The organism is Acetobacter conturbans (assembly GCF_011516755.1).
GTDB classification, from domain to species: Bacteria; Pseudomonadota; Alphaproteobacteria; order Acetobacterales; family Acetobacteraceae; genus Acetobacter; species Acetobacter conturbans.
Genome location: NZ_WOSY01000011.1, coordinates 76,375 through 96,929, shown reverse-complemented (window position 1 = coordinate 96,929; position 20,555 = coordinate 76,375). Strand labels below are relative to the sequence as shown.

14 protein-coding genes are annotated in these 20,555 nt (G+C 61.9%); all 14 read right to left on the bottom strand.

Annotated features, from left to right (window positions below; all coding sequences use genetic code 11):
* Nucleotides 1–125 precede the first annotated feature (125 nt).
* The gene (gene ppdK, locus GOB81_RS12225) at nucleotides 126–2,798 is read right to left on the bottom strand and encodes a pyruvate, phosphate dikinase (protein WP_173570711.1); all 2,673 of its coding nucleotides are present in this window, start codon (nucleotides 2,796–2,798) and stop codon (nucleotides 126–128) included.
* A gap of 206 nt (nucleotides 2,799–3,004) precedes the next feature.
* Complete coding sequence (gene ligA, locus GOB81_RS12220) at nucleotides 3,005–5,092, bottom strand: NAD-dependent DNA ligase LigA (protein WP_173570710.1); 2,088 nt, start codon at nucleotides 5,090–5,092, stop codon at nucleotides 3,005–3,007.
* Complete coding sequence (recN, locus tag GOB81_RS12215) at nucleotides 5,092–6,816, bottom strand: DNA repair protein RecN (protein ID WP_173570709.1); 1,725 nt, start codon at nucleotides 6,814–6,816, stop codon at nucleotides 5,092–5,094. The genes ligA and recN overlap by 1 nt, the downstream gene beginning before the upstream one ends.
* Nucleotides 6,817–6,963: 147 nt before the next feature.
* Nucleotides 6,964–7,986, bottom strand: coding sequence for an outer membrane protein assembly factor BamD (locus tag GOB81_RS12210; protein ID WP_173570741.1), 1,023 nt, complete (start codon nucleotides 7,984–7,986; stop codon nucleotides 6,964–6,966).
* A gap of 165 nt (nucleotides 7,987–8,151) precedes the next feature.
* Nucleotides 8,152–9,168 (bottom strand): UDP-3-O-acyl-N-acetylglucosamine deacetylase, encoded by a 1,017-nt coding sequence (gene lpxC / locus GOB81_RS12205; protein WP_173570708.1) that lies wholly within the window; start codon nucleotides 9,166–9,168, stop codon nucleotides 8,152–8,154.
* 210 nt (nucleotides 9,169–9,378) lie between these two features.
* Entirely contained in the window at nucleotides 9,379–10,845 is a 1,467-nt protein-coding gene (gene ftsZ, locus GOB81_RS12200) for a cell division protein FtsZ (RefSeq protein WP_173570707.1), read from the bottom strand.
* 110 nt (nucleotides 10,846–10,955) lie between these two features.
* Entirely contained in the window at nucleotides 10,956–12,332 is a 1,377-nt protein-coding gene (gene ftsA, locus GOB81_RS12195; protein ID WP_173570706.1) for a cell division protein FtsA, read from the bottom strand.
* On the bottom strand, nucleotides 12,329–13,417 hold the full coding sequence (locus GOB81_RS12190) for a cell division protein FtsQ/DivIB (protein ID WP_173570705.1): 1,089 nt from the start codon (nucleotides 13,415–13,417) through the stop codon (nucleotides 12,329–12,331). Before GOB81_RS12190 ends, ftsA begins: the two co-directional genes overlap by 4 nt.
* Nucleotides 13,414–14,388 carry a D-alanine--D-alanine ligase gene (locus GOB81_RS12185; protein WP_173570704.1) on the bottom strand — a complete coding sequence of 325 codons (975 nt, stop codon included), beginning with the start codon at nucleotides 14,386–14,388 and terminating at the stop codon, nucleotides 13,414–13,416. The genes GOB81_RS12190 and GOB81_RS12185 overlap by 4 nt, the downstream gene beginning before the upstream one ends.
* Nucleotides 14,385–15,362, bottom strand: a complete 978-nt coding sequence (murB, locus tag GOB81_RS12180; RefSeq protein ID WP_173570703.1) for a UDP-N-acetylmuramate dehydrogenase — start codon at nucleotides 15,360–15,362, stop codon at nucleotides 14,385–14,387. The genes GOB81_RS12185 and murB overlap by 4 nt, the downstream gene beginning before the upstream one ends.
* A complete protein-coding gene (murC, locus tag GOB81_RS12175) occupies nucleotides 15,359–16,786 on the bottom strand; it encodes a UDP-N-acetylmuramate--L-alanine ligase (protein ID WP_173570702.1) in 1,428 nt (475 codons plus the stop codon). Before murC ends, murB begins: the two co-directional genes overlap by 4 nt.
* Nucleotides 16,783–17,997, bottom strand: a complete 1,215-nt coding sequence (gene murG / locus GOB81_RS12170; RefSeq protein WP_242010236.1) for an undecaprenyldiphospho-muramoylpentapeptide beta-N-acetylglucosaminyltransferase — start codon at nucleotides 17,995–17,997, stop codon at nucleotides 16,783–16,785. Before murG ends, murC begins: the two co-directional genes overlap by 4 nt.
* The gene (locus GOB81_RS12165; protein WP_173570701.1) at nucleotides 17,994–19,160 is read right to left on the bottom strand and encodes an FtsW/RodA/SpoVE family cell cycle protein; all 1,167 of its coding nucleotides are present in this window, start codon (nucleotides 19,158–19,160) and stop codon (nucleotides 17,994–17,996) included. The genes murG and GOB81_RS12165 overlap by 4 nt, the downstream gene beginning before the upstream one ends.
* Entirely contained in the window at nucleotides 19,160–20,545 is a 1,386-nt protein-coding gene (murD, locus tag GOB81_RS12160) for a UDP-N-acetylmuramoyl-L-alanine--D-glutamate ligase (RefSeq protein WP_173570700.1), read from the bottom strand. The genes GOB81_RS12165 and murD overlap by 1 nt, the downstream gene beginning before the upstream one ends.
* Nucleotides 20,546–20,555: the final 10 nt, after the last annotated feature.

Genomic DNA, 20,555 nt, shown 5'->3' with positions numbered 1-20,555 from the left:
TAAAACATCGGAACTGACCATCCGGTTTCCGGGAGTATTTCAATATCCGGAGAACAGGGAGAATAATAAAAATGGGGTGTCCCGAAGGAACACCCCATTTGCTACGTCCAACTGTCGGAACAGTTTTATGAAGTAGCCTTTTCCTTCCGGGCGGCAAGTGTAGCCTGCGCTGCGGCCAGACGGGCCACAGGCACACGGAACGGCGAGCAGGACACGTAATCCAGACCGACGCTTTCAAAGAAGGCGATGGAGTCCGGATCGCCGCCATGTTCGCCACAGACGCCGAGCTTCAGGTTCGGCTTTGTCTTGCGACCACCTTCCACACCCATGCGGACCAGTGCGCCGACGCCTTCGCGGTCGATGGACACGAACGGGTCTTTCGGCAGGAGCCCGTGATCCACATAGTAAGGGAGGAACGAACCGGCATCGTCACGGGAGAGGCCGAGCGTCGTCTGCGTCAGGTCGTTGGTGCCAAACGAGAAGAAGTCCGCAACCTCAGCAATCTGACCCGCCGTGATTGCCGCACGCGGCAGTTCGATCATGGTGCCGATCAGATATTCGAGGGTGGTGCCCTGTTCTTTGAAGACGGTCACGACTTCGGCTTCAGCCGTCTTGCGCGTGACCTCCAGCTCCGTCTTCATGCCCACAAGTGGAATCATGATTTCCGGCACGATGGCTTTTCCGGTCTCCTTCGAGACGGCGATCGCCGCTTCGATGATGGCCCGAACCTGCATCGCATAGATCTCCGGGTAGGAGATTCCGAGGCGGCACCCACGATGACCGAGCATGGGATTGGCTTCAGAGAGAGCCGAACGACGTGCGCGGAGGGCTTCGACAGGCTGACCCATTGCCTTGGCGACTTCCTCAAGCTCGGCCTCACCATGCGGCAGGAACTCGTGCAGCGGTGGGTCAAGCAGACGGATCGTGACGGGCAGGCCGCTCATGATACGGAAGATTTTGGTGAAATCGTCCCGCTGGAAGGGCAGGAGCGCCGCGATGGCCGTCTTCCGGGTCTCGGTATCGTCCGCCATGATCATCTGACGCACGAAACCGATACGATCCGGGCCGAAGAACATATGCTCCGTCCGGCTCAGACCGACTCCCTCGGCACCGAAGCGGCGGGCCGTCTCGGCATCTTCAGGTGTTTCGGCATTGGCGCGGACGCGAAGACGACGGACATCGTCGGCCCAGCCCATCAGGGTACCGAAATCGCCCGAGAGAGTGGGGGGGATGGTCGAAACCTTGCCGACATAGACAGCACCGTTGCCGCCATCGAGCGTGATCCAGTCACCACCCTTCAGCGTCACATTGCCTGCCGTCATCGTCTGGGCTTTGTAGTCGACCGTGATGCCACCGGCACCCGCCACACAGACACGTCCCATGCCACGCGCCACGACCGCCGCGTGCGAGGTCATGCCACCGCGGGTTGTCAGAACACCCCGGGCCGCATGCATGCCGTGCACGTCTTCAGGTGACGTTTCGATCCGGACGAGGATTACATCCTCTCCCTTTGCGGCACGGTCCTCGACTTCTTCGGCGGAGAACACGATCACGCCTGTGGCAGCACCCGGAGAGGCGGGCAGGCCACGCGTGAAGAGATTCTTTTCCGCTTTCGGATCAAGCGTCGGATGCAGGAGCTGGTCGAGGGAAGCAGGCGGAACGCGCTGGATGGCTTCGTCCTGCGTGATCAGACCCTCACGCGCCATATCGATGGCGATCTTGAGGGCCGCCGCTGCCGTGCGCTTACCGGAACGGGTTTGCAACATGTAGAGCGTGTTGCTCTGCACAGTGAACTCGATGTCCTGCATGTCGCGGTAATGCTTTTCGAGGATATCACGCACACGCATGAGTTCCTCATAAGCTGCCGGCAGAACCTTCTCCATGGGAGACTGGTCAGGAGACGCGCGACCGGCGGCCATTGGCTGTGGCGTGCGGATACCCGCCACCACGTCTTCGCCCTGCGCGTTGACCAGATATTCGCCGTAGAAAATGTTTTCGCCAGTGGACGGATCGCGTGTGAAACAGACACCGGTTGCACAGTCATCGCCCATGTTGCCGAAGACCATCGCCTGTACATTGACGGCGGTGCCCCAACTGGCCGGAATCTCGTGCAGTTTACGATAGGTATTGGCGCGTGGATTCATCCACGAACCGAATACGGCGCTGATCGCCCCCCACAGTTGCTCCTGCGGATCATTCGGAAACGGCTTGCCGGTCTCTTTCTGAACGACTTCCTTGTAGTCTCTGACGATCTCGCGCCAGTCGGAGGCCGTGATGGCTGTGTCGTCGGTGACGCCAAGCCCGTGCTTGGCCTGTTCCAGAAGGTCTTCGAAGCGATGGTGCGGAACGCCCATCACCACGGAGCCATACATCTGGATGAAACGGCGATAGCTGTCCCACGCGAAACGCTCGTCCTTGGACGAGGCGGCAAGACCTTCCACCGTTTCGTCGTTGAGGCCGAGATTGAGGACGGTGTCCATCATGCCCGGCATGGAGACCCGTGCGCCCGAGCGGACGGACACAAGCAGGGGCGCATTGGAATCGCCAAAGACGAGACCAACGGATTTTTCGATACGATGCAGCGCTCCAGCCACCTGCTGAGCAAGATCGGCCGGATAGTTATTACTGTTCTCGTAATAAGCCGAGCACACTTCGGTGGTGATGGTGAACCCCGGAGGCACTGGCAGTCCGATCGAAGCCATTTCCGCCAGATTGGCACCTTTGCCACCCAGCAGATTGCGCAATCCGGCACCGCCTTCGTTCAGGCCGCCACCGAAGTTGTATACCCATTTCGTCATGACCAACGCTCTCCGAGCGCGGCGATCCCAGCCCACATTTCTTCCCGGGAAAAGCAGGCCTGAATTCGGTCCGCGGGGAATTATGTTATTATAGTTGTTGATCCATTCCCGGGATCAGCATCATGGCAGGGAATGGATGTTTCGGCAATTCGCTTTAAGTTAATATTCCGGAATTTGGAGATGCCTTACCGCATGTTCCGGCGGCCTCACGCCGGAGGCAATTCCGCCAGTTCCCGCCAGCCCGCCTCATCCACCGTGTCGATGCCCAGTTCCTGCGCCTTGCGCGCCTTGGACCCCGCTTCAGCACCCAGAACCACCAGATCCGTCTTCTTCGAAACACTGTCAGTGACTTTCGCCCCCAACCGCTCCGCCGTAGCTTTCGCTTCCGGGCGTGTCATAGTGGTCAGCGAACCCGTGAACACGATGACCTTTCCCGAGAGCCGCCCCCCCGCCTCAACGATTTCGTCCTCGATCGTCAAATAGGACAGAAGATCGTCGAGTGTCGCCTGATTGTGGGGTTCCGCGAAAAAGCCGACAATTTCATCGGCGATGGCCATGCCGATACCGGTGATTTCGCCCAGTTCCTGCCGTGCTTCGGACCCTACGATCCGGGCTGCCTCCATGCGTTCCCGCAAGACAGTGAAAGATCCGTAATGCCGGGCCAGAAGTTTCGCGTTGTTTTCGCCCACCCGTCTGATGCCGAGCGCATAGATGAAACGGGGAAGGCTGATTGTGCGCTTTGCCTCAATGGCCTTTGTCAGCTTTCGCGCCGAGGTCGCACCCCAGCCTTCGCGCTTTGCGATCTCTGCCTCATGCTCGGGGAGGCGGAATATGTCGCAGGGTGCCTGCACCAGTCCGATTTCATGGAATTCGGTGATGCTCTTCTCACCCAGCCCATCAATGTCGAAAGCGGTGCGTGAGACAAAGTGTATCAGCCGCTCGACGACCTGTGCCGGGCAGGTGAGGCCGCCTGTGCAGCGGGTGACGGCTTCACCGGGAATCCGCTCCACGGAGGCCCCGCAGGCAGGGCAGTGGCTCGGCATGGCGAAGGGGGCGTGCCGTTCACGACCGTCTTCCGGTATGACGGCCACGACCTGCGGGATGACATCGCCAGCCCGCTGGATCTGCACCAGATCCCCGACGCGAATGTCCTTGCGCTCAATCTCATCCTGATTGTGCAGCGTTGCGCGGGAGACGATCACCCCGCCGACATTCACCGGCTCCAGATTTGCCACTGGCGTCAGGGCCCCCGTCCGTCCGACCTGCACTTCGATCGACACAAGGCGCGTCACGGCCTGTTCCGCTGGGAACTTCCAGGCAGTAGCCCAGCGCGGAGCGCGTCCGGCGAAACCCAGACGTTCCTGTAGGGTCAGATCATCAATCTTGTAGACTACACCATCGATGTCATAAGGCAGTTCGGCACGTTCCCGGGCCATTTTTTCGAAGAATGGCTCAGCCTCCGCTGTTCCGGACAGGCGCGTGGAGAGCGGATTGACCGTAAAGCCCCATTCGCGGAGTTGCTCCAGATAGGCCCAGTGTGTCGGGGCGGCAGGCTGTGACGAGAAGCCCATCGCATAAGCGAACAGCGCCAGAGGACGCCGCGCCGTGACCTTCGGATCGAGTTGCCTGAGCGAACCGGCGGCGGCATTGCGCGGATTGGCAAATATTTTGCCTCCTGCGGCCTCTTGCGTGGCATTGATAGCGAGAAATTCCTGCTTGCCGAGGAAGACTTCTCCCCGGATTTCGATCAGGTCCGGCGCGCCCGTTTTCAGACGGAGTGGCAGATTTTTCAGGGTTTTCAGGTTGGCGGTGACATCCTCACCCTCTGTCCCGTCCCCGCGCGTGGTGCCGCGTACGAAGCGTCCGTTCTCGTAGGTCAGGCTGATCGAGAGACCGTCGATCTTCGGTTCGGCGACAAAAGTGAGTGCGGCAGTCTGCTCGTCATCAAGGCCAAGGAAGCGCACGGCACGCCGCACAAACTCCTCGAATTCGGTCTGATCGAACACGTTGTCGAGCGACAGCATCGGAGCGAGATGTCTGTGCTTTTTGAAATTTCCCTCGGGAGCAGCACCAACCTGAAAGCGGGGGCTGTCCATGCGGATCATCTGGGGAAAACGGTTCTCGATCTCTTCATTGCGCCGCCGCAGGGCATCGAACGCGGCATCCGAAACTTCGGGTGCGTCTTCTGTGTGGTAAGCATGGTTCAGCCGAGCGATGAGGGCGGACAGACGTGCGAGTTCCGCCTGAGCCTGCGGGCCATCCAGTTGCTCGACCGGAATATGCTCCGTTTCCATTATTTTTTCTCCAGCAGGCTCTCGGCAGCGGCGCGCGCCGCATCCGTTACCACGTCACCGGCCAGCATCCGGGCGATTTCCTCCCTCCTGGCGGGAGCGGGAAGGGGAGCCGCGCTGGTCTGTGTCTGTCCGTTCTTCACCAGCTTACCGATGCGGAGATGATGATCTGCCGCCGCCGCCACCTGCGGGGAATGGGTCACTGCCAGAATCTGCATGTCCTGAGCCAGCCTGTGGAGGCGCTCGCCAATCGCCGCCGCCGTGGCGCCACCCACGCCGGAATCGATTTCATCGAACACCAGCGTGCCGATTGGTGACCGGCCTGCCAGCACAAGCCGGATGGCCAGCATGAGCCGCGACAGTTCGCCGCCCGATGCGACCTTGCCCAGTGGGCCGGGTGGCTGGCCGGGATTGGCGGCCAGCAGGAAGGTGACCTGTTCCAGTCCAGCCGGGCTCCACTGTTCTTCGGAAAGCGGTGAGAATTCGGCGACAAACCGGGCGCGTTCGAGCTTGAGAGGCTTCAGTTCGGCCATGATGGCCGTTTCCAGTTTGCGGGCTGCTTTGGCGCGCTGTGCGGACAGATCTTCACCCGCCGCGACGTACGCCTGTTTCGCTTCGACAGCCGCGATTTCGAGCGCTTCAAGCCGGGCTGTGCCGGTTTCGAGGGCATCCAGACGCGCTGACAGGCGTTGCAGAAGATCGGGCAGATCGGAAACAGATGTTTCGAATTTGCGGGCTGCGGCCCTCAGTGCGAACAGGCGTTCCTCCACCTGCTCCAGCAGGCGCGGGTCGGCTTCCTGATCCGCCACCAGTCGTGTCAGCAGGGACTCGGCGTCCGCGAGAGCTGCTTCCGCATTGTCCAGCGCCTGAAGGGCTTCCTGCGCGCCAGCCTGCTGCTGACCAAACTCCGTATCGGCATCGTCGGTGTCGCGACCGGGTGGGGGGAGCAGCCTGTGGAGGGCGCGACTGGCGGCGCGAAGCGCGGCGGCGGGTCCGGAATTACGACGGTCCCGTGGGGTCAGTTCCGACAGGGCCGCGGCGACGGCTTCGCTACGGCGTTCGTTGCGCTGGAGCGCCTGACGCTGTGTGGCGAGAGCCGTTTCCTCATCGGACTGCGGTGCCAGTGAAGACAGTTCCTCAATGGTGTGACGCAGCCATTCTTCCTCGCGGGCGGCGGAGGCAATGTCCTTGCGGGCGATTTCCAGCGTCTGGCAGGCTTCCCGCCATGCTTTATAAAGAGAGGTCGTTTTGCTCCTGAGTGTGACGGGGACGCCGAAAGCATCAAGCAGATCACGGTGCGTGGTCGGGTCGGCGAGACCCATCTGCTCGTGCTGCCCTTGAATCTCGACCAGCATTGCGGCGATGCGGCGCAGGAGGCCGACGCCGATCGGCTGGTCGTTCACCCATGCCCGGGACCGGCCATCGGCTCCGATCGTGCGACGCAGGATCAGCGCCTCGTCGGTGTCGGCGGAAATATCCTGTTCGGAAAGGAGTTCCCTGACCGGATGTTTTCCCGGAACCTCAAAACTGGCCGTAACCCGGGCTTCGCTCGCGCCTGCCCGGATGAGACGTGCATTGGCGCGCTCCCCCAGAGCCAGCCCCAGGCTGTCGAGAAGAATGGATTTACCTGCACCGGTTTCACCGGTGAGGGCCGTCAGGCCGGGATGAAAGGAAAGCTCCAGAGTTTCGATCAGGACAACGTCGCGTATGGAAAGAAAACTCAGCATGACGGACATTCGCTCCGTTCTGTCTTCCGGCAGTCTCCGGTCCTGCTCAGCCTGATAGGGGGACTGGCAATTGTGAAAAACGGCAGGCGCTGACCGTGCCTGTGAATTGCTACGATCGAAAGCCTGCCGTTCTTCTGCATGGATGCATCAGTGAGAAGAGTTGCGTGCGCCTCTCTCCGAAGCAGGAACTCCGGGGTGAGCAAGATTGCTGGTCAGCGTCGAGCCATCATCGTTCGTGCCGTTGGAAAGCTGGCTGGCCGAAACCGGCGCAACAGGCGCGGCGGACAGGGACGGTGGCGCGTCAGCACGCCCGATGCCGTGAGCTGCCGACTGGGCCGGGCTTGCTGTCGAGACAGCCGGGGAGGCAATCAGTTTGCCCGGCACGGGCGTCCTGTTCGAAAGAAGGTGATATTCTTTCAGGTTGCTATAGGCGTAACGATACCATTTGCTGTCCGGATAGTTATACGCCAGCACACCACTGGTGCGGCGTGCTTCATCCGTCAGGCCAAGGTTGAGATAGACTTCGACCAGACGGTCCAGTGCTTCAGCCACATGGTTCGTGGTCTGGAAGTCCTGCACCACGCGCTGATAGCGGCCAACTGCGGCCTGATACGCTCGCTGCTGCTGATAATAGCGTCCGACCAGCATCTCCTTGCCTGCGAGATGGTCGCGGCAGAGGTCGATCTTCAGCTGGGCGTCACGTGCGTATTTTGTCTGCGGAAAGCGGGCGATGACGTCTTCAAGCCGTGACATCGCTTCGGCGGTCATCTGCTGGTCGCGCGAGACGTCGCCGATCTGCTCATAATAGCAGAGCGCCATCAGGTAGAAGGCGTAAGCCGCGTCCGGGCTTGTCGGATGGAGTTCGATGAAGCGATCGAGCTGTTGCGCGGCTTCAGGATATTTATTCTGAAGATAGTAGGCGTAACCCGCCATCAGCTGGGAGTTCGCCGTATATCCGGAATAGGGATAGTTCTGCTGCAGCGTTTCGAACTGCATCGCGGAAACACTGTAACGCTGGGTGCGGAGCGCATCGATACCGTTGTTATACAGCGTGTCGGCGGATGCGATCGTCTGCGAGGGTTTTTCCTGCGGAGTGGTCTTGAAGAGCGAGCATCCCGACAGAAGCAGAACGGAACTGTACGCGGTAAGGGACACCAGCCTCGACGACACTCTGGGGCGGATGCGCGAGATTGGCTGCTGCGGCACGTATCAACTCACTGTCTGTCGTGTTCGTTTTACTGGCCGCGTTATAGCACGGAATAAATCGACGGAAAGATGTTCTGTCCGTTCCATGACCCTTCGGACATCATTCACGCCCGAACACTGAAAGCGCGATCATGCCGCCTGACGGGATGAGGCGATGCCACTTGCGGGGGGAAGTTCCCGCCAGGCCGAGATGTCAGCCATCAGAGTCCGCAGCAACATATTGTTAAGATGATGACCTGACTTGTGCCCGACAAACCGGCCGCGGAGATGCGCGCCGACCAGAAAGAGATCGCCAACCGCGTCCAGAAGCTTGTGGCGGACGAACTCATCGCGTGCGCGAAGGCCTGTCGGGTTCAGCACTTTTTCTTCGTCGACGACGATCGCATTCTCCAGCGAACCGCCAAGCGCCAGTCCGGCCGCTCTCAGGGCGTCGATTTCCTGTCGGTTGGTGAAGGTGCGGCAGAATGAGACTTCCTTGCGGAAGGCGGCTTCATCAAGCGTGATTCCCAGACTCTGCCGCCCGATGGCACGGGCAGGGAAGTCGATGGTCATCGAAAGAGACAGCTCGTTTCTGGCATTAGGCAGAAGTTCAGCGAAGACGCTGCCTTCCTGCACGCGCACAGGCTTCAGAATCTCGATTTCCCGGCGGGGCTGCTCCAGTTTGACCCGGCCCGCACAATCCAGAAGGAAAAGGAAATCCGCAGATGAGCCGTCCAGAACAGGCACTTCCGGCCCATCCAGAAAAATACGGGCATTGTCGATGCCCTTGCCTGAGAGGGCCGCCATCAGATGCTCAATGGTTGCTACACGGTTGCGGTGGTCGTCTTTACTGCCAATGACCGTGCTGAGGCGTGTTTCCACGACGTGATCGTAACGGGCCGGAATGGGTGTTCCCGCAATATCGATTCGGTGAAAGACGACGCCGGTGCTGGCTGGGGCGGGTTCTATCCGCAAGGTGATATTGCGACCGGTGTGCAGCCCAACGCCTGCGCATGTAATGGGAAACCGCAGAGTGGTCTGAAGAGCTGTCACCGTCGGTGTCGATTTTGATGATCTCGGGAAGGAAGCAATATCCTGAAGCATTGACGAAAATCCTTCGTCTTCCCTTTCGAGTAGAGCGACGGGATCAGGACTGAAGCTTTCCATTGATATTCTCTCGACCTGACTGATGGTTCTTTGAACCTGATTTTGTCAGTTAAAATACCCGATGACCTTCAGGGTTCCAGTCAATGTTTATTGCGTCCTATTACCAGTGACATTTAAGCCACAGCTGGCCGGAGAACGGATTTCTTCAGACGAAGAAAAACCGGAGCCCTAGAGCTCCGGTTTTCTGTAACGCCGGGTAACGCGGTTGTTTCAGGACTGGCGGCGCATGAATGCCGGAATATCCAGTCCACCGTCATCGGCCTGGGTCGGACGGACGGTGGGGCCTTCCTGTTCGGGACGCGGTGCAGGCGTCACCTGAGGCGCGGGCTCTTGCTGGCGCGGCTCGCTCGGACGACGGAGAACGCCGGTCATCAGGCCGAAAAGACTGCGGGACGGCGGCGGCTCGGGAGCGCGGGGCGCAGCAGGGCGATGCGTGGCCGTGAACAGCCCGTCCCGTGGCGATGCTCCACGACCGGCGGCCTCGCCTGTTGCGTTGTGAGACTGCGCAGGTGTGACGTTCGGGCTGAAGTTTGGTGCAGGCCGCTGCGGCTGGCCAACGGGATGAGAGGCCGGGTTTGCTGCCGAAGCGTGCGCCTGCTGAGCGTTCCCAAACATGGGAGGTTGCTGGGCGCCCGTCGCATTCGCCTGCTGGGGAGCCATTTCGGGCTGCGCTTGCGGTTCCTCGACGACCTCGTTTTTCGAGGACGGCATGTCGATGCCGGTCGCCACGACGGAAACGCGGATCTTGCCGTTCAGGTCCGGATCGATGGCCGAACCGAAGATGATGTTCGCATCCTCGGCCACTTCCTCGCGAATGCGGTTGGCGGCCTGATCGACCTCGAACAGGGTGAGGTCATCGCCGCCCGTGATGTTGATCAGCAGCCCGCGTGCGCCAGCCATGGACGTGTCTTCCAGCAGCGGGTTCGAAATCGCGGCTTCTGCGGCCAGACGTGCACGATCTTCGCCTTCGGCTTCGCCCGTGCCCATCATCGCCTTGCCCATCTCGGCCATGACCGTGCGGATATCGGCGAAATCGAGGTTGACGAGGCCCGGCGCCACCATGAGGTCGGTGACACCACGAACGCCCATGTAAAGGACGTTGTCGGCCATTTTGAACGCGTCCTTGTAGGTCGTGCGTTCATTGGCCATGCGGAAAAGATTTTGATTCGGAATGACGATCAGCGTGTCGACATACTGCTGAAGCTCGGTGATTCCCTCTTCTGCGGCCTTGGCGCGACGGGGGCCTTCGAAGCTGAAGGGCTTCGTGACCACGCCGACCGTCAGGATGCCGCGCTCGCGGGCCATACGCGCAACGATCGGAGCCGCGCCCGTGCCTGTTCCACCACCCATTCCCGCCGTCACGAAGACCATGTGCGAGCCTTCGAGTTGGCGTGACAGTTCGTCCGCCGCCTCTTCCGCCGCCGCGCGCCCGATTTCCGGCTTTGCACCAGCACCCAGACCCTGCGTCAGGTGCGGGCCAAGCTGGATGCGGCGATCCGCGCGGCTGCTGGAAAGCTGCTGCGCATCGGTGTTTGCGACAACGAACTCAACACCCTTCAGATCGGCAAGAATCATGTTGTCGACAGCGTTCGTGCCGCCACCCCCGACGCCGATCACTGTAATCTTCGGTGTGAAATCTGAATGGTTTTGCGGCGGGACGGTGAGGTTAAGAGTCATTTACGCTTCCTTGGACGAGACAGGCGCGGAAGAGCCGCCATGGTATATCGCGCGACTCGGGCTGTGAATGAAAATTTATCCAACACTATAAACATATTGATAATGCCGTGTCAGACGCGATCCCGAATGAAAGAGACAAGACGGCTTAAAAAGCCGGTCGGACGTTCCTCGGTGAATTCTATGTCCCCAAAAGGGCGTTCAGCCGAAGCCGCCCATGTCAGCAGACCAACGGTCGTTGCAAAACTGGCTGCGGCACATTCTTCGGGCAGTCCGCTGACATTATGCGGGCGCCCAAGGCGAACATGACGGTTCAGGATACGGGCTGCGACGGAGCCGACGCCATCCAGCAATGAGCCACCACCGGAGAGGATGACCCGTCCGTCCGCGAGATGACCCAGTCCGGCACTGTCCAGACGATCCCTGACGAGTTCAAACGTTTCCTCGATCCGGGGACGGATGATGTCACCCAGAACGGCGCGGGGAATGGCTTCGAAGCTCGGCATGTCGCTGCCCTGTCGTTCAATCCGTATGGTGACGCCGTCATCGTCAGCCGACAGGTCCGCGTGGCCGTGCATCGTCTTCAGGCGTTCAGCATTGTCTGTAGACGTCCCCAGACCCCGCGCAATATCCCGCGTAACATGTTCACCGCCGATGCCGATCTGGGCCGTGTGAAGCAACTGTCCGTCTGCGAAAACGGCCAGTGACGTGGTGCCGCCACCCATTTCGATCACCGTCGTGCCGACCTGTCGCTGGTCGGCATTGGTGACGGCCAGACCGGACGCCAGCGGGGCGGAAACGAGTGCGTCGAGCTTCAGTTCAGCCCGCCCCAGCAGCGCGTCGAGAGTCCGGAGGGCCGTCGACGAAGAATCGATGACATGCAGACGGGCGCGCAACTGTTCGCAGAGATGTCCCCGTGGATCGGTCACACCGTCGGTCTCGTCCACGGCGAAATCGAGCGGGAGTGTGTGAATGACCGCCCGTCCTTCGGACTGCGCCTTCATGCGTCCTTCCGTGACGATGCGACGGATGTCCGCATCCGTGATTTCCCGGCCACCGATAGGCCAGTGGACATTGAACAGGCGACTCTCGGGCTGTCCGCAGGACAGGTTCACCACCACCTTGTCGAGTGACCGTTCCGCTTCGCGTTCCGCATTCCCGACAACATGCCGGATGATGGCTTCGGCTGCTTTCAGATCGACAATCGCGCCGCTTTTCACGCCACTGGAGCGGAGCCACCCATGACCCAGCACACGGAGCGTGCCGTTCGGTTCGCCCTTACCGATCAGGCAGGTGATCTTCGTCGAGCCGATGTCGAGCACGCCCACCAGTCCGCTCCGCCAGGCGCGCGGTTCCGGTCGTCCATCGGAAGCGTTCAGCAGGCTGCCTCCCGGTTCATGGGGCTTCTGCCGCTCACTGCCCCGGAGCCGTCCCGTTTTCGCTGTGCCTGAAGACGGGGAGGACTGCCCGGAAACGATCAGATCGTTCATGATGGAAGGACTCCCTCGTTGTTGTCGGCGTGTTCGTTCTCATGCTTCTGGGACGGAGCGCGCGGGCTGCTCACAGGTGCGTCGCCATGAGGCATCGCTGCATGGTCATGTCCTTCCGCCGTGCCTCCCGACTTCTTCATCGGCTCGGCCTTCTGGGCACCCTTTGTTTCGTGAGAAGCAGGTGAGGGCGTCGCTTCGGAGGGGGCCGGGGCATCGGTTGTCGGGGGAGCGGCAGGCGCGGGCTTTTCCCTTATGGTCAGCCGGTCGGGCAATCGCAGGTCGATGATTTCAACGGGGCGGTCCAGCAGGCCGAAACGCTTCTGGAGCTCTTCGAGGCGCGTCAGGGCCTGTGGTTCGGCGGCTTCTGGCAGATACACGGAAGCGCCGTCCTTCAGGGTCAGGGTCCAGCGACGGCCCCCTACCAGTGTCGCGGCCGTCATGTGGGCCTCCACATCCGGCGTTTTGGCCATGGCATCCAGAAGTTCTGCCGCGCCGTGCTCGGCTCCTTCGCCCACAACAAGTGGAAGCTGCATGAATGCTTTCGCATCCTTGCTGGTTATCCCTTTGTCCGGCACCGGATTACCCTCACGGTCGATGAGAATGAACTGTCCTTTGTGCTGCCAGACCGCGAAAGGCGGCCGTTCGGTCAGACGCACGATAATCACGCCGGAAAAACGCCGCTCGACACTGGCATCTTCAACGAAAGGCAGGGCGTTCAGACGGTCGCGAGCTGCTTTTACATCGAAACCGAGCATCGGATCGCCGACGGAAATACCAAGGGCTTCGTGAATGGCATCCAGACTGGTGAGATTCTCACCTTCGATCCGGATGGTGGTGATCTTGAGAGGAAGTTTCTCCTGCATTGTCGTCAGGAGCGGCTTCAGAACCGACTGCGCTTCGTGGCGGGACAGGAAGAACCAGCCGCAAGCTCCCAGAAAACCAAGCACGAACAGCGGTTTCAGCTTACCCTTGTGGCGTCGCCAGAACAGCCCGATCGCCGAAGGGCGATCCGCCCGGCTCGTATGCCGGAAACGGTTGCCTTCCTCTGGCTTGCGGTTTTCAGGAGGGAGCGGAGATCGCGTCATCGACGGGCAGTATCCGCCCGACGAAGCGCGTCCTTCACCAGAAGGCTGCACAGTTCCGGATAGGAAATGCCGCAATAGGCCGCCTGTTCCGGCAGCAGCGAGGTCGGGGTCATGCCCGGCTGCGTATTGACTTCCAGCAGGACGATTCGTCCGTGACCATCGCCGGCAGTGTCGTCGTACCGGAAATCCGACCGTGACGCGCCGGTGCAGCCCAGCGCCCTGTGAGCGGCAACGGCCAGTTCGCAGGCTCTGGCAAAATCGTCGGGGTGTATGTCGGCAGGCAGTATGTGACGGCTGCCTCCCGCACCGTATTTCGCGGCATAATCGTAGAAATCGTGGCCCGAGGCGGCGTTCGGCGTGATGTCCGTCACCGTCAGCGCCCTCGGTCCTTCCGCATCGCCATCCAGCACTCCGACGGTGATCTCGCGGCCGGGAATATACTGTTCCACCAGCGCGACCGGGCCATAACGCCACTCCTCCAGCACCCGCCCCCGCTGGTTCGTGCCTTCGCGGATGATGGACACGCCGACTGACGATCCCTCATCCAGCGGTTTCACCACATAGGGCAGGGGGAGAGGGTCTGCTTCCGCCAGTTCCTCAATGGAGACGACACGCCCTTCCGCCACCGGCAGCCCGGCGGTCAGAAACACCTGCCGGGACGCTTCCTTGTCCATCGCGTTTGCGGAGGCACGGATTCCGGAATGGGTGTAAGGCAGCCCAAGCCATTCCAGCACACCCTGAACGGCACCGTCCTCGCCGAAACGCCCATGCAGAGCGTTGAACACTACATCCGGCTTCTGCTCGGCCAGGCCGGCGACAAGTGCCGCCAGATCGCGGGTGACATCGAGGCCGTGGGTCTCATAACCGGCTTCCCTCAGCGCCGCGACAACGCCTTTACCGGAGGAGAGGCTGACCTCACGCTCGGCGGAGGCGCCACCCATCAGAACCGTTACCCGACGCACCGCGCTCATGCTGTTTCTCCCTGCCCACCGTCCGTTTTCAGACCGATACGCTTGATTTCCCATTCGAGCGTCACACCGGATTTCTCCCGCACACGCCGACGGACTTCCTCGCCCAGAGCTTCCAGATCCGCCGCCGTGGCGTTGCCGGTATTGAGCATGAAGTTACAGTGCTTTTCGCTGATCTGCGCCCCGCCGATGGTCAGGCCACGGCATCCCGCAGCATCCACGAGCTGCCACGCTTTCATGTGGCTTTGCTCCGGGGGCGGGTTGCGGAAAGTCGAACCACCCGTACGAGCGCGTACCGGCTGCGATTCTTCGCGTGCCGTGCGAATTTCCGCGATGCGTGCTGAAACGGCAGCCGGATCGGCCGGTTGTGCTCGCAGGCGGGCGCGGACCACCACGGCTCCGTCAGGCAGAGCAGAACGCCGGTAGCCAAATCGCAGACTGGAGGCATCAAGACGCATCAGGGTGCCGTCGCGCGAGACGATTTCCGCCCAGTCCAGCACCGCCGCCATGTCGGAGCCATAAGCGCCCGCGTTCATCCGCACCGCGCCACCGATGGAGCCGGGGATGCCTGCGAGGAACTCAAGATCGCCCAGCCCCTTGCTCGCGGAGGTTTCGGCGACCGTCGCATCCAGAGCCGCGCCGCCAGCGATCAGGCCGTTCCCGTCGCTCTCGATGGCCGCGAATGCACCGCCCAGCCGGATTACAAGTCCCGGAATACCGCCGTCACGGATGATGATATTGGAACACGCACCCAGCGTGGTGACCGGGATTTCCGGAGACAGTCTCTGCAATGCACTGGCCAGATTCTCAGCGTCCGCAGGCTGGAACAGGCATTCTGCCGGGCCACCGACGCGGAACCAGCTGCGCGGTCCGAGCGGCTGACTGACCGAGACACGCCCGCGCACATCGCCGAGTGAAGCGGCAATTGCGTTGCCGGCTGTCGTGACCGCTTCGGACGGGGGCGCGGCGCTGGTCATGCCGCCCCTTTCTGCTTCGACTGAAGAGCCAGAAGCTCACCCGGCAGCGCGTGCGCCCAGTTGGTGATGGTTCCCGCACCGAGGCAGACAACATAGTCGCCCGGCTTGGCCATTGCGTTGATCATTTCAGCCAGATGAGCCGGATCGGTCAGCGGCACGACGGAGCGGTGGCCACGCTCGCGCAGCCCTTCCACCAGCTTGTCGCGGTCGAACCCTTCGATAGGCTCCTCACCCGCTGCGTAAACATCCGATACGATCACCGTGTCAGCATCGTTCATGCAGGTGCAGAACTCGTTAAACAGCATCTGCATGCGGGAATAACGGTGCGGCTGCATGACCGCGATCACCTGACGTGCACCAGCCTGTCGCGCTGCCTTCAGCACGGCGGCGATCTCCACCGGGTGATGGCCGTAATCGTCGATCACCGTGATGCCGTTCGCTTCTCCGCAGCGCGTGAAACGACGCTTCACGCCCCGGAAGGACGCGAGGCCCGAACGGATGGTGGCGTCGTCAATGTCCATCTCGGTGGCGACAGCGATGGCGGCGAGCGCGTTCTGTACGTTGTGATTGCCCAGCATGGGCAGGCGGAACGGTCCGGCCTTGCGCGAACGGCGGCGCGTACGGTCGGTGATCTGGACCTCGAACGTAGCGCCCAGCTTGTCGGTGATGACTTTTTCGGCCCGGACGTCGGCCTGCGGCGAGAAGCCATAGGTCACGATGCGATGGTCGGACAGCCGGGGGATCATCTGCTGCACGGCGGGGTGGTCGATGCACAGCACGGCAAAACCGTAAAAAGGCACGTTGGAAACGAACTGGTCATAACCCGCCTCCATCGCTTCCGCCGTTCCCCAGTGGTCGAGATGCTCGGGGTCCATGTTGGTGACGACCGAGATCACGGAAGGCAGGCGCAGGAAGGAGCCGTCGCTTTCGTCGGCTTCGACCACCATCCACTCGCCCTTACCCATGCGGGTGTTGGTGCCATACGCCTCGATAATACCGCCATTGATGACGGTGGGGTCCAGCTTGGCCGCTTCCAGCACGGCGGCGACCAGACTGGTCGTGGTGGTCTTGCCGTGCGTGCCGCCGATGGCCACGGACCAGCGCAGTCGCATCAGTTCGGCCAGCATTTCGGCGCGGCGCACGACCGGGATCAGGCGGCTGCGGGCGGCGACCACTTCCGGGTTGTCGCGCTTGACCGCCGTGGAGATCACCACCACCTGCGCCTGTCCCAGATTGGCGGCGTCATGGCCGATGGCCACCGAAATTCCTGCGGCCCGAAGACGCTGGACGTTCGCACTGTCGTTCATGTCCGAACCCTGGACCACATAGCCCAGCAGATGGAGCACTTCGGCGATGCCCGACATGCCGATACCGCCGATACCGACGAAATGAATGGTACCGATTGTCAGCGGCAGGGCTCTCATAATTTGGACTCCACGGTCGGGGCAGTGTTCAGGGGGGACGCAGGGGTGGCGGAAACCGGGGAGGAATAGCTCCCGCCTGTCTGGCCGCGCAAGGTCGCCTCGACCATATCCGCCAGACGGGCTGCGGCATCCGGTCGTGCGAGGCTCGCGGCAGCGGACGCTGCGGCGGTCAGTATTCCTGTATCGGTGAACATCATCGCCAGCAGGGCGGATAGCGCATCTTCGGTGAAATCGGGCTGCCGGACTATCCATGCCGCGCCCACACCCTGAAGCGCCATCGCATTCGCGGTCTGTTCATCGCTCGCGGCGACCGGCAGTGGCACGAGGATCGAGGGGCGTCCCGCAACCTCCAGTTCCGCCACCGAGGAGCCGCCCGCGCGACCGATAACGAGATGCGCCTGACGCATCAGTTCCGCGACATTGGAGAAGAACGGCGCGAGTTCGGCTGCGATGCCTGCTGCTTCGTAAGCTGTGCGCACACGCTCCATATCTTCCGCGCGGACTTGCTGCGTCACCGTCACACGTTCACGTAGTGGCAGCGGCAACATCGCCAGCGCGCCCGGCACGATATCGGAAAAAACCCGTGCGCCGAGCGAGCCGCCCCAGACGAGCAGACGGATCGTGTCGTTCGAGGACGGCGCGACATAGCCTTCGCCCGTCAGCGCCGTGATGGTTGGTCGCACAGGCATGCCGGTGAGGGTGACGTTCGAGCCCGAAGGAAGGCCCTTCACGCTGGTGAAGGACGTGGCGATGCCATCGGCGAACCGAGCGAGGAAGGCGTTGGCCTTGCCCAGCACGGCGTTGCCTTCATGCAGGATGATTTTCGGCCGTGCTGCTTTGGGCAACAGACGCGCTCCCAGCAGAGGCGGCACTGAAGGATAGCCGCCGAAACCGACCACCGCAGCAGGGCGTAGTTTCGCCATGATGGAGCGGGCCTCGCGGGCTCCGCGCAGGAGTGCAAGACCGCCTTTTACGGCCCGCACCGGTCCGCGTCCTGCAACGCCCGCGCCCGCCAGAATGAATTGCTCCGCCGTGGCGAAGACACCGCTGGTGCGTTTCCCCGCGCGGGCATCCGTCATCAGTGCCACGCGGTAACCCCGACCGACGAGAATGTCCGCCAGCGCTTCGGCGGGAAAGAAATGACCGCCCGTTCCACCTGCTGCGATGACGATGGGACCAGAAGAGGAGGCATGTGGGGTGGTTGTCATCATACTGCGGCTTTCCATGTGCCCCGGGTTTCGGTCAGCGCGCGGCTTAGGCGACTCTGTCCCACCCGCTGTCGTGTCAGTGCCAGCAGCATCCCGATGGTCAGCGCGATGGAGAGCGCGGAGGAGCCACCATAGGAAATGAAGGGCAGCGTCATGCCTTTGGTCGGGATGAGATGCAGGGTGGAGGCCATGTTGACGAAGGCCTGCAACCCGAAGCCGGTCGCCAGACCCGCTGTCGCCAGAATGAGAAAGGGATCATCCTCCCGCAGCAGTTTCAGAAGCGCCCGGATGACGATGGTGGCAAACACCACGATGATGAACAGGCAGATCAGCAGGCCGTATTCCTCGCCCGCGACAGCGAACACGAAGTCGGCGTGGGCATCAGGCAGCAGGTCTTTCACGCGGCCTTCACCGGGACCACGCCCCAAGAGCCCGCCGTTGCCGAAAGCGCGCATTGCCGTGTCGATCTGGTAGTGATCGCCCACGCCCGGATGCAGGAAGCGTTCGACACGCGAATGAACATGCGGAAACAGGAAATAGGCCGCGATGCCCGCAGCGATCATCGTGCCCACCGCGCCCGCGATGAAGATGAGGTTCAAACCGTCCACGAAAAGCTGGGCGAGGAAAACCGTGGTGACGACGGTGAGCATGCCGATATCGGGCTGGGATTTCAGCAGGATCAGGATGACGGCATAACAGGCGAACGCGAGCAGCATCCCCGGAAAGCGGCGCAGTTCATGGCGCTTCGAGAGCAGCCACGCGGTCAGCACGGCGAAGCACGGTTTGAGGAATTCGGAGGGCTGGACCGACATCATCGGCAGGGCGATCCAGCGTCGTGCGCCCTTGATCTCGATGCCGTGGACAAGGGTCATCGCCGTGGCCGCGATGGCGATCATGCTGCCGATGAAACCCATACGGATCACGCCCTTGCGGGACAGCATCGACACGCTGATGGTCACGAGCCCGGCAAGCGTCAGAAACACCACCTGCTTGAAGATGAACATGTTGCGGGATGCACCGATACGCACCGCCACGGCCGGGCTGGCGGCCAGCATCAGGATATAGCCGAAACCGATCAGGATGCCGACGCAGGCGAGCGTCACATGATCGACGCTGCGCCACCAGCGTCCGAGGGCCGAGTTGTCGATGCGGGAAAAACGGGCCATCAGATCTTGCCCTCCAGACCATGCACCAGTTCAGCGAACCGCAGACCACGTGCCTCGAAACCGGGAAACTGGTCGAAGCTGGCGCAGGCCGGGGAGAGGAGGACGACATCCGCTCCCCCCATCTCCGCCGCTTCCTTCGCGGCTGGAACGGCGTGCTCCAGATCACCGACGATTTCATGGGCCGCGCCATGTTCCGCCAGCGTTTCCGCTAGCATCGGTGCGTCCTTACCGATCAGGAAAGTCTTCACGATCCGGGGGAAATAGCACGCGAGATCCGTGATCCCACCGGCCTTGGCCGTGCCGCCCGCGATCCAGACGATCTTTTCATAACAGCCGAGAGCGCGGGAGGCCGCGTCGGCATTGGTAGCCTTGCTGTCGTCCACATAAGCAACGCCGTTGATATCCGCGACATGCTTCTGACGGTGCGCCAGTCCCGCGAAATCTCCGATCCCTCTGGCCAGCACATCCGGCGTGATCCCCAGACGGAGTGCCATGGCCAGCGCCGCGCAGGCGTTCTCGGCGTTGTGGTTGCCGGGAAGGGTGGCGCCCGGACGCGCGATAATCATGCCGTGGCTCACCACGGCGCCATCGTGGAGATGGAAATCCGCAGCCTCGTCATCCTGGCCCGAAATCGTTTCCACCGCGATGCCGCGCGCCTTCACCGTCGCGGTGATCTCGCGACACCACGTATCGCCATTGCCGATCACGGCGAGATCGCCGCCGTCCATCCGGTCGAAGATATGGGCCTTGGCAGAGGCATAGCCCGTCATGTCGCCGTGCCGGTCGAGATGATCGGGTGTCAGGTTCAGCAGGCAGGCCGTATCGAAATGCAGCGTGGCCAGCCGTTCCAGCATGTAGGAGGACATTTCCAGCACATAGACGCCGTTGTCCGGCAGAAGCGGCAGGGACAGGGAAGCCGGTCCCAGATTGCCGCCTTCCGCGACCTGCAGGCCGCCGCAGCGCAACAGGTGTGCCAGAAGCGCCGTGGTGGTGGATTTGCCGTTTGTGCCGGTGATACCAGCGAACCGCGCTTTCGATCCGGCCTTGCGGACGGCCTGAAAGAGAAGGTCTGCATCAGACAGGATCGGCACGCCTGCCGCTTTCGCCATCGCCGCGACGGGATGCACTTTCGGCAGGATGTGGGGGATGCCCGGCGACATCACCAGTCCGTCGAACCCGGCGAGCGTTTCGATGGGTGCGACCGTCAGCGTGCCGGAAAAAGAACCTGCATCATCGAGTGAAGAGCGTCCGGCTTCGCCATCGTCCCATGCCTGCACATCCGCACCCATCGCTGCCAGTGCCTTTGCCGCAGGGGCACCGTTGCGGCCCAGTCCCAGAACGGCGAAGCGGTGACCGGTGAACAGAGTGGTGGGGAAGGTGGACATCGGACGGGCT

What these genes read in the sequence shown, in the direction of transcription:
- ppdK (WP_173570711.1), bottom strand. Translation starts at nt 2,798, where the DNA reads ATGACGAAATGGGTATACAACTTCGGTGGCGGCCTGAACGAAGGCGGT.
- ligA (WP_173570710.1), bottom strand. Translation starts at nt 5,092, where the DNA reads ATGGAAACGGAGCATATTCCGGTCGAGCAACTGGATGGCCCGCAGGCT.
- recN (WP_173570709.1), bottom strand. Translation starts at nt 6,816, where the DNA reads ATGCTGAGTTTTCTTTCCATACGCGACGTTGTCCTGATCGAAACTCTG.
- lpxC (WP_173570708.1), bottom strand. Translation starts at nt 9,168, where the DNA reads ATGGAAAGCTTCAGTCCTGATCCCGTCGCTCTACTCGAAAGGGAAGAC.
- ftsZ (WP_173570707.1), bottom strand. Translation starts at nt 10,845, where the DNA reads ATGACTCTTAACCTCACCGTCCCGCCGCAAAACCATTCAGATTTCACA.
- ftsA (WP_173570706.1), bottom strand. Translation starts at nt 12,332, where the DNA reads ATGAACGATCTGATCGTTTCCGGGCAGTCCTCCCCGTCTTCAGGCACA.
- GOB81_RS12190 (WP_173570705.1), bottom strand. Translation starts at nt 13,417, where the DNA reads ATGACGCGATCTCCGCTCCCTCCTGAAAACCGCAAGCCAGAGGAAGGC.
- GOB81_RS12185 (WP_173570704.1), bottom strand. Translation starts at nt 14,388, where the DNA reads ATGAGCGCGGTGCGTCGGGTAACGGTTCTGATGGGTGGCGCCTCCGCC.
- murB (WP_173570703.1), bottom strand. Translation starts at nt 15,362, where the DNA reads ATGACCAGCGCCGCGCCCCCGTCCGAAGCGGTCACGACAGCCGGCAAC.
- murC (WP_173570702.1), bottom strand. Translation starts at nt 16,786, where the DNA reads ATGAGAGCCCTGCCGCTGACAATCGGTACCATTCATTTCGTCGGTATC.
- murG (WP_242010236.1), bottom strand. Translation starts at nt 17,997, where the DNA reads ATGATGACAACCACCCCACATGCCTCCTCTTCTGGTCCCATCGTCATC.
- GOB81_RS12165 (WP_173570701.1), bottom strand. Translation starts at nt 19,160, where the DNA reads ATGGCCCGTTTTTCCCGCATCGACAACTCGGCCCTCGGACGCTGGTGG.
- murD (WP_173570700.1), bottom strand. Translation starts at nt 20,545, where the DNA reads ATGTCCACCTTCCCCACCACTCTGTTCACCGGTCACCGCTTCGCCGTT.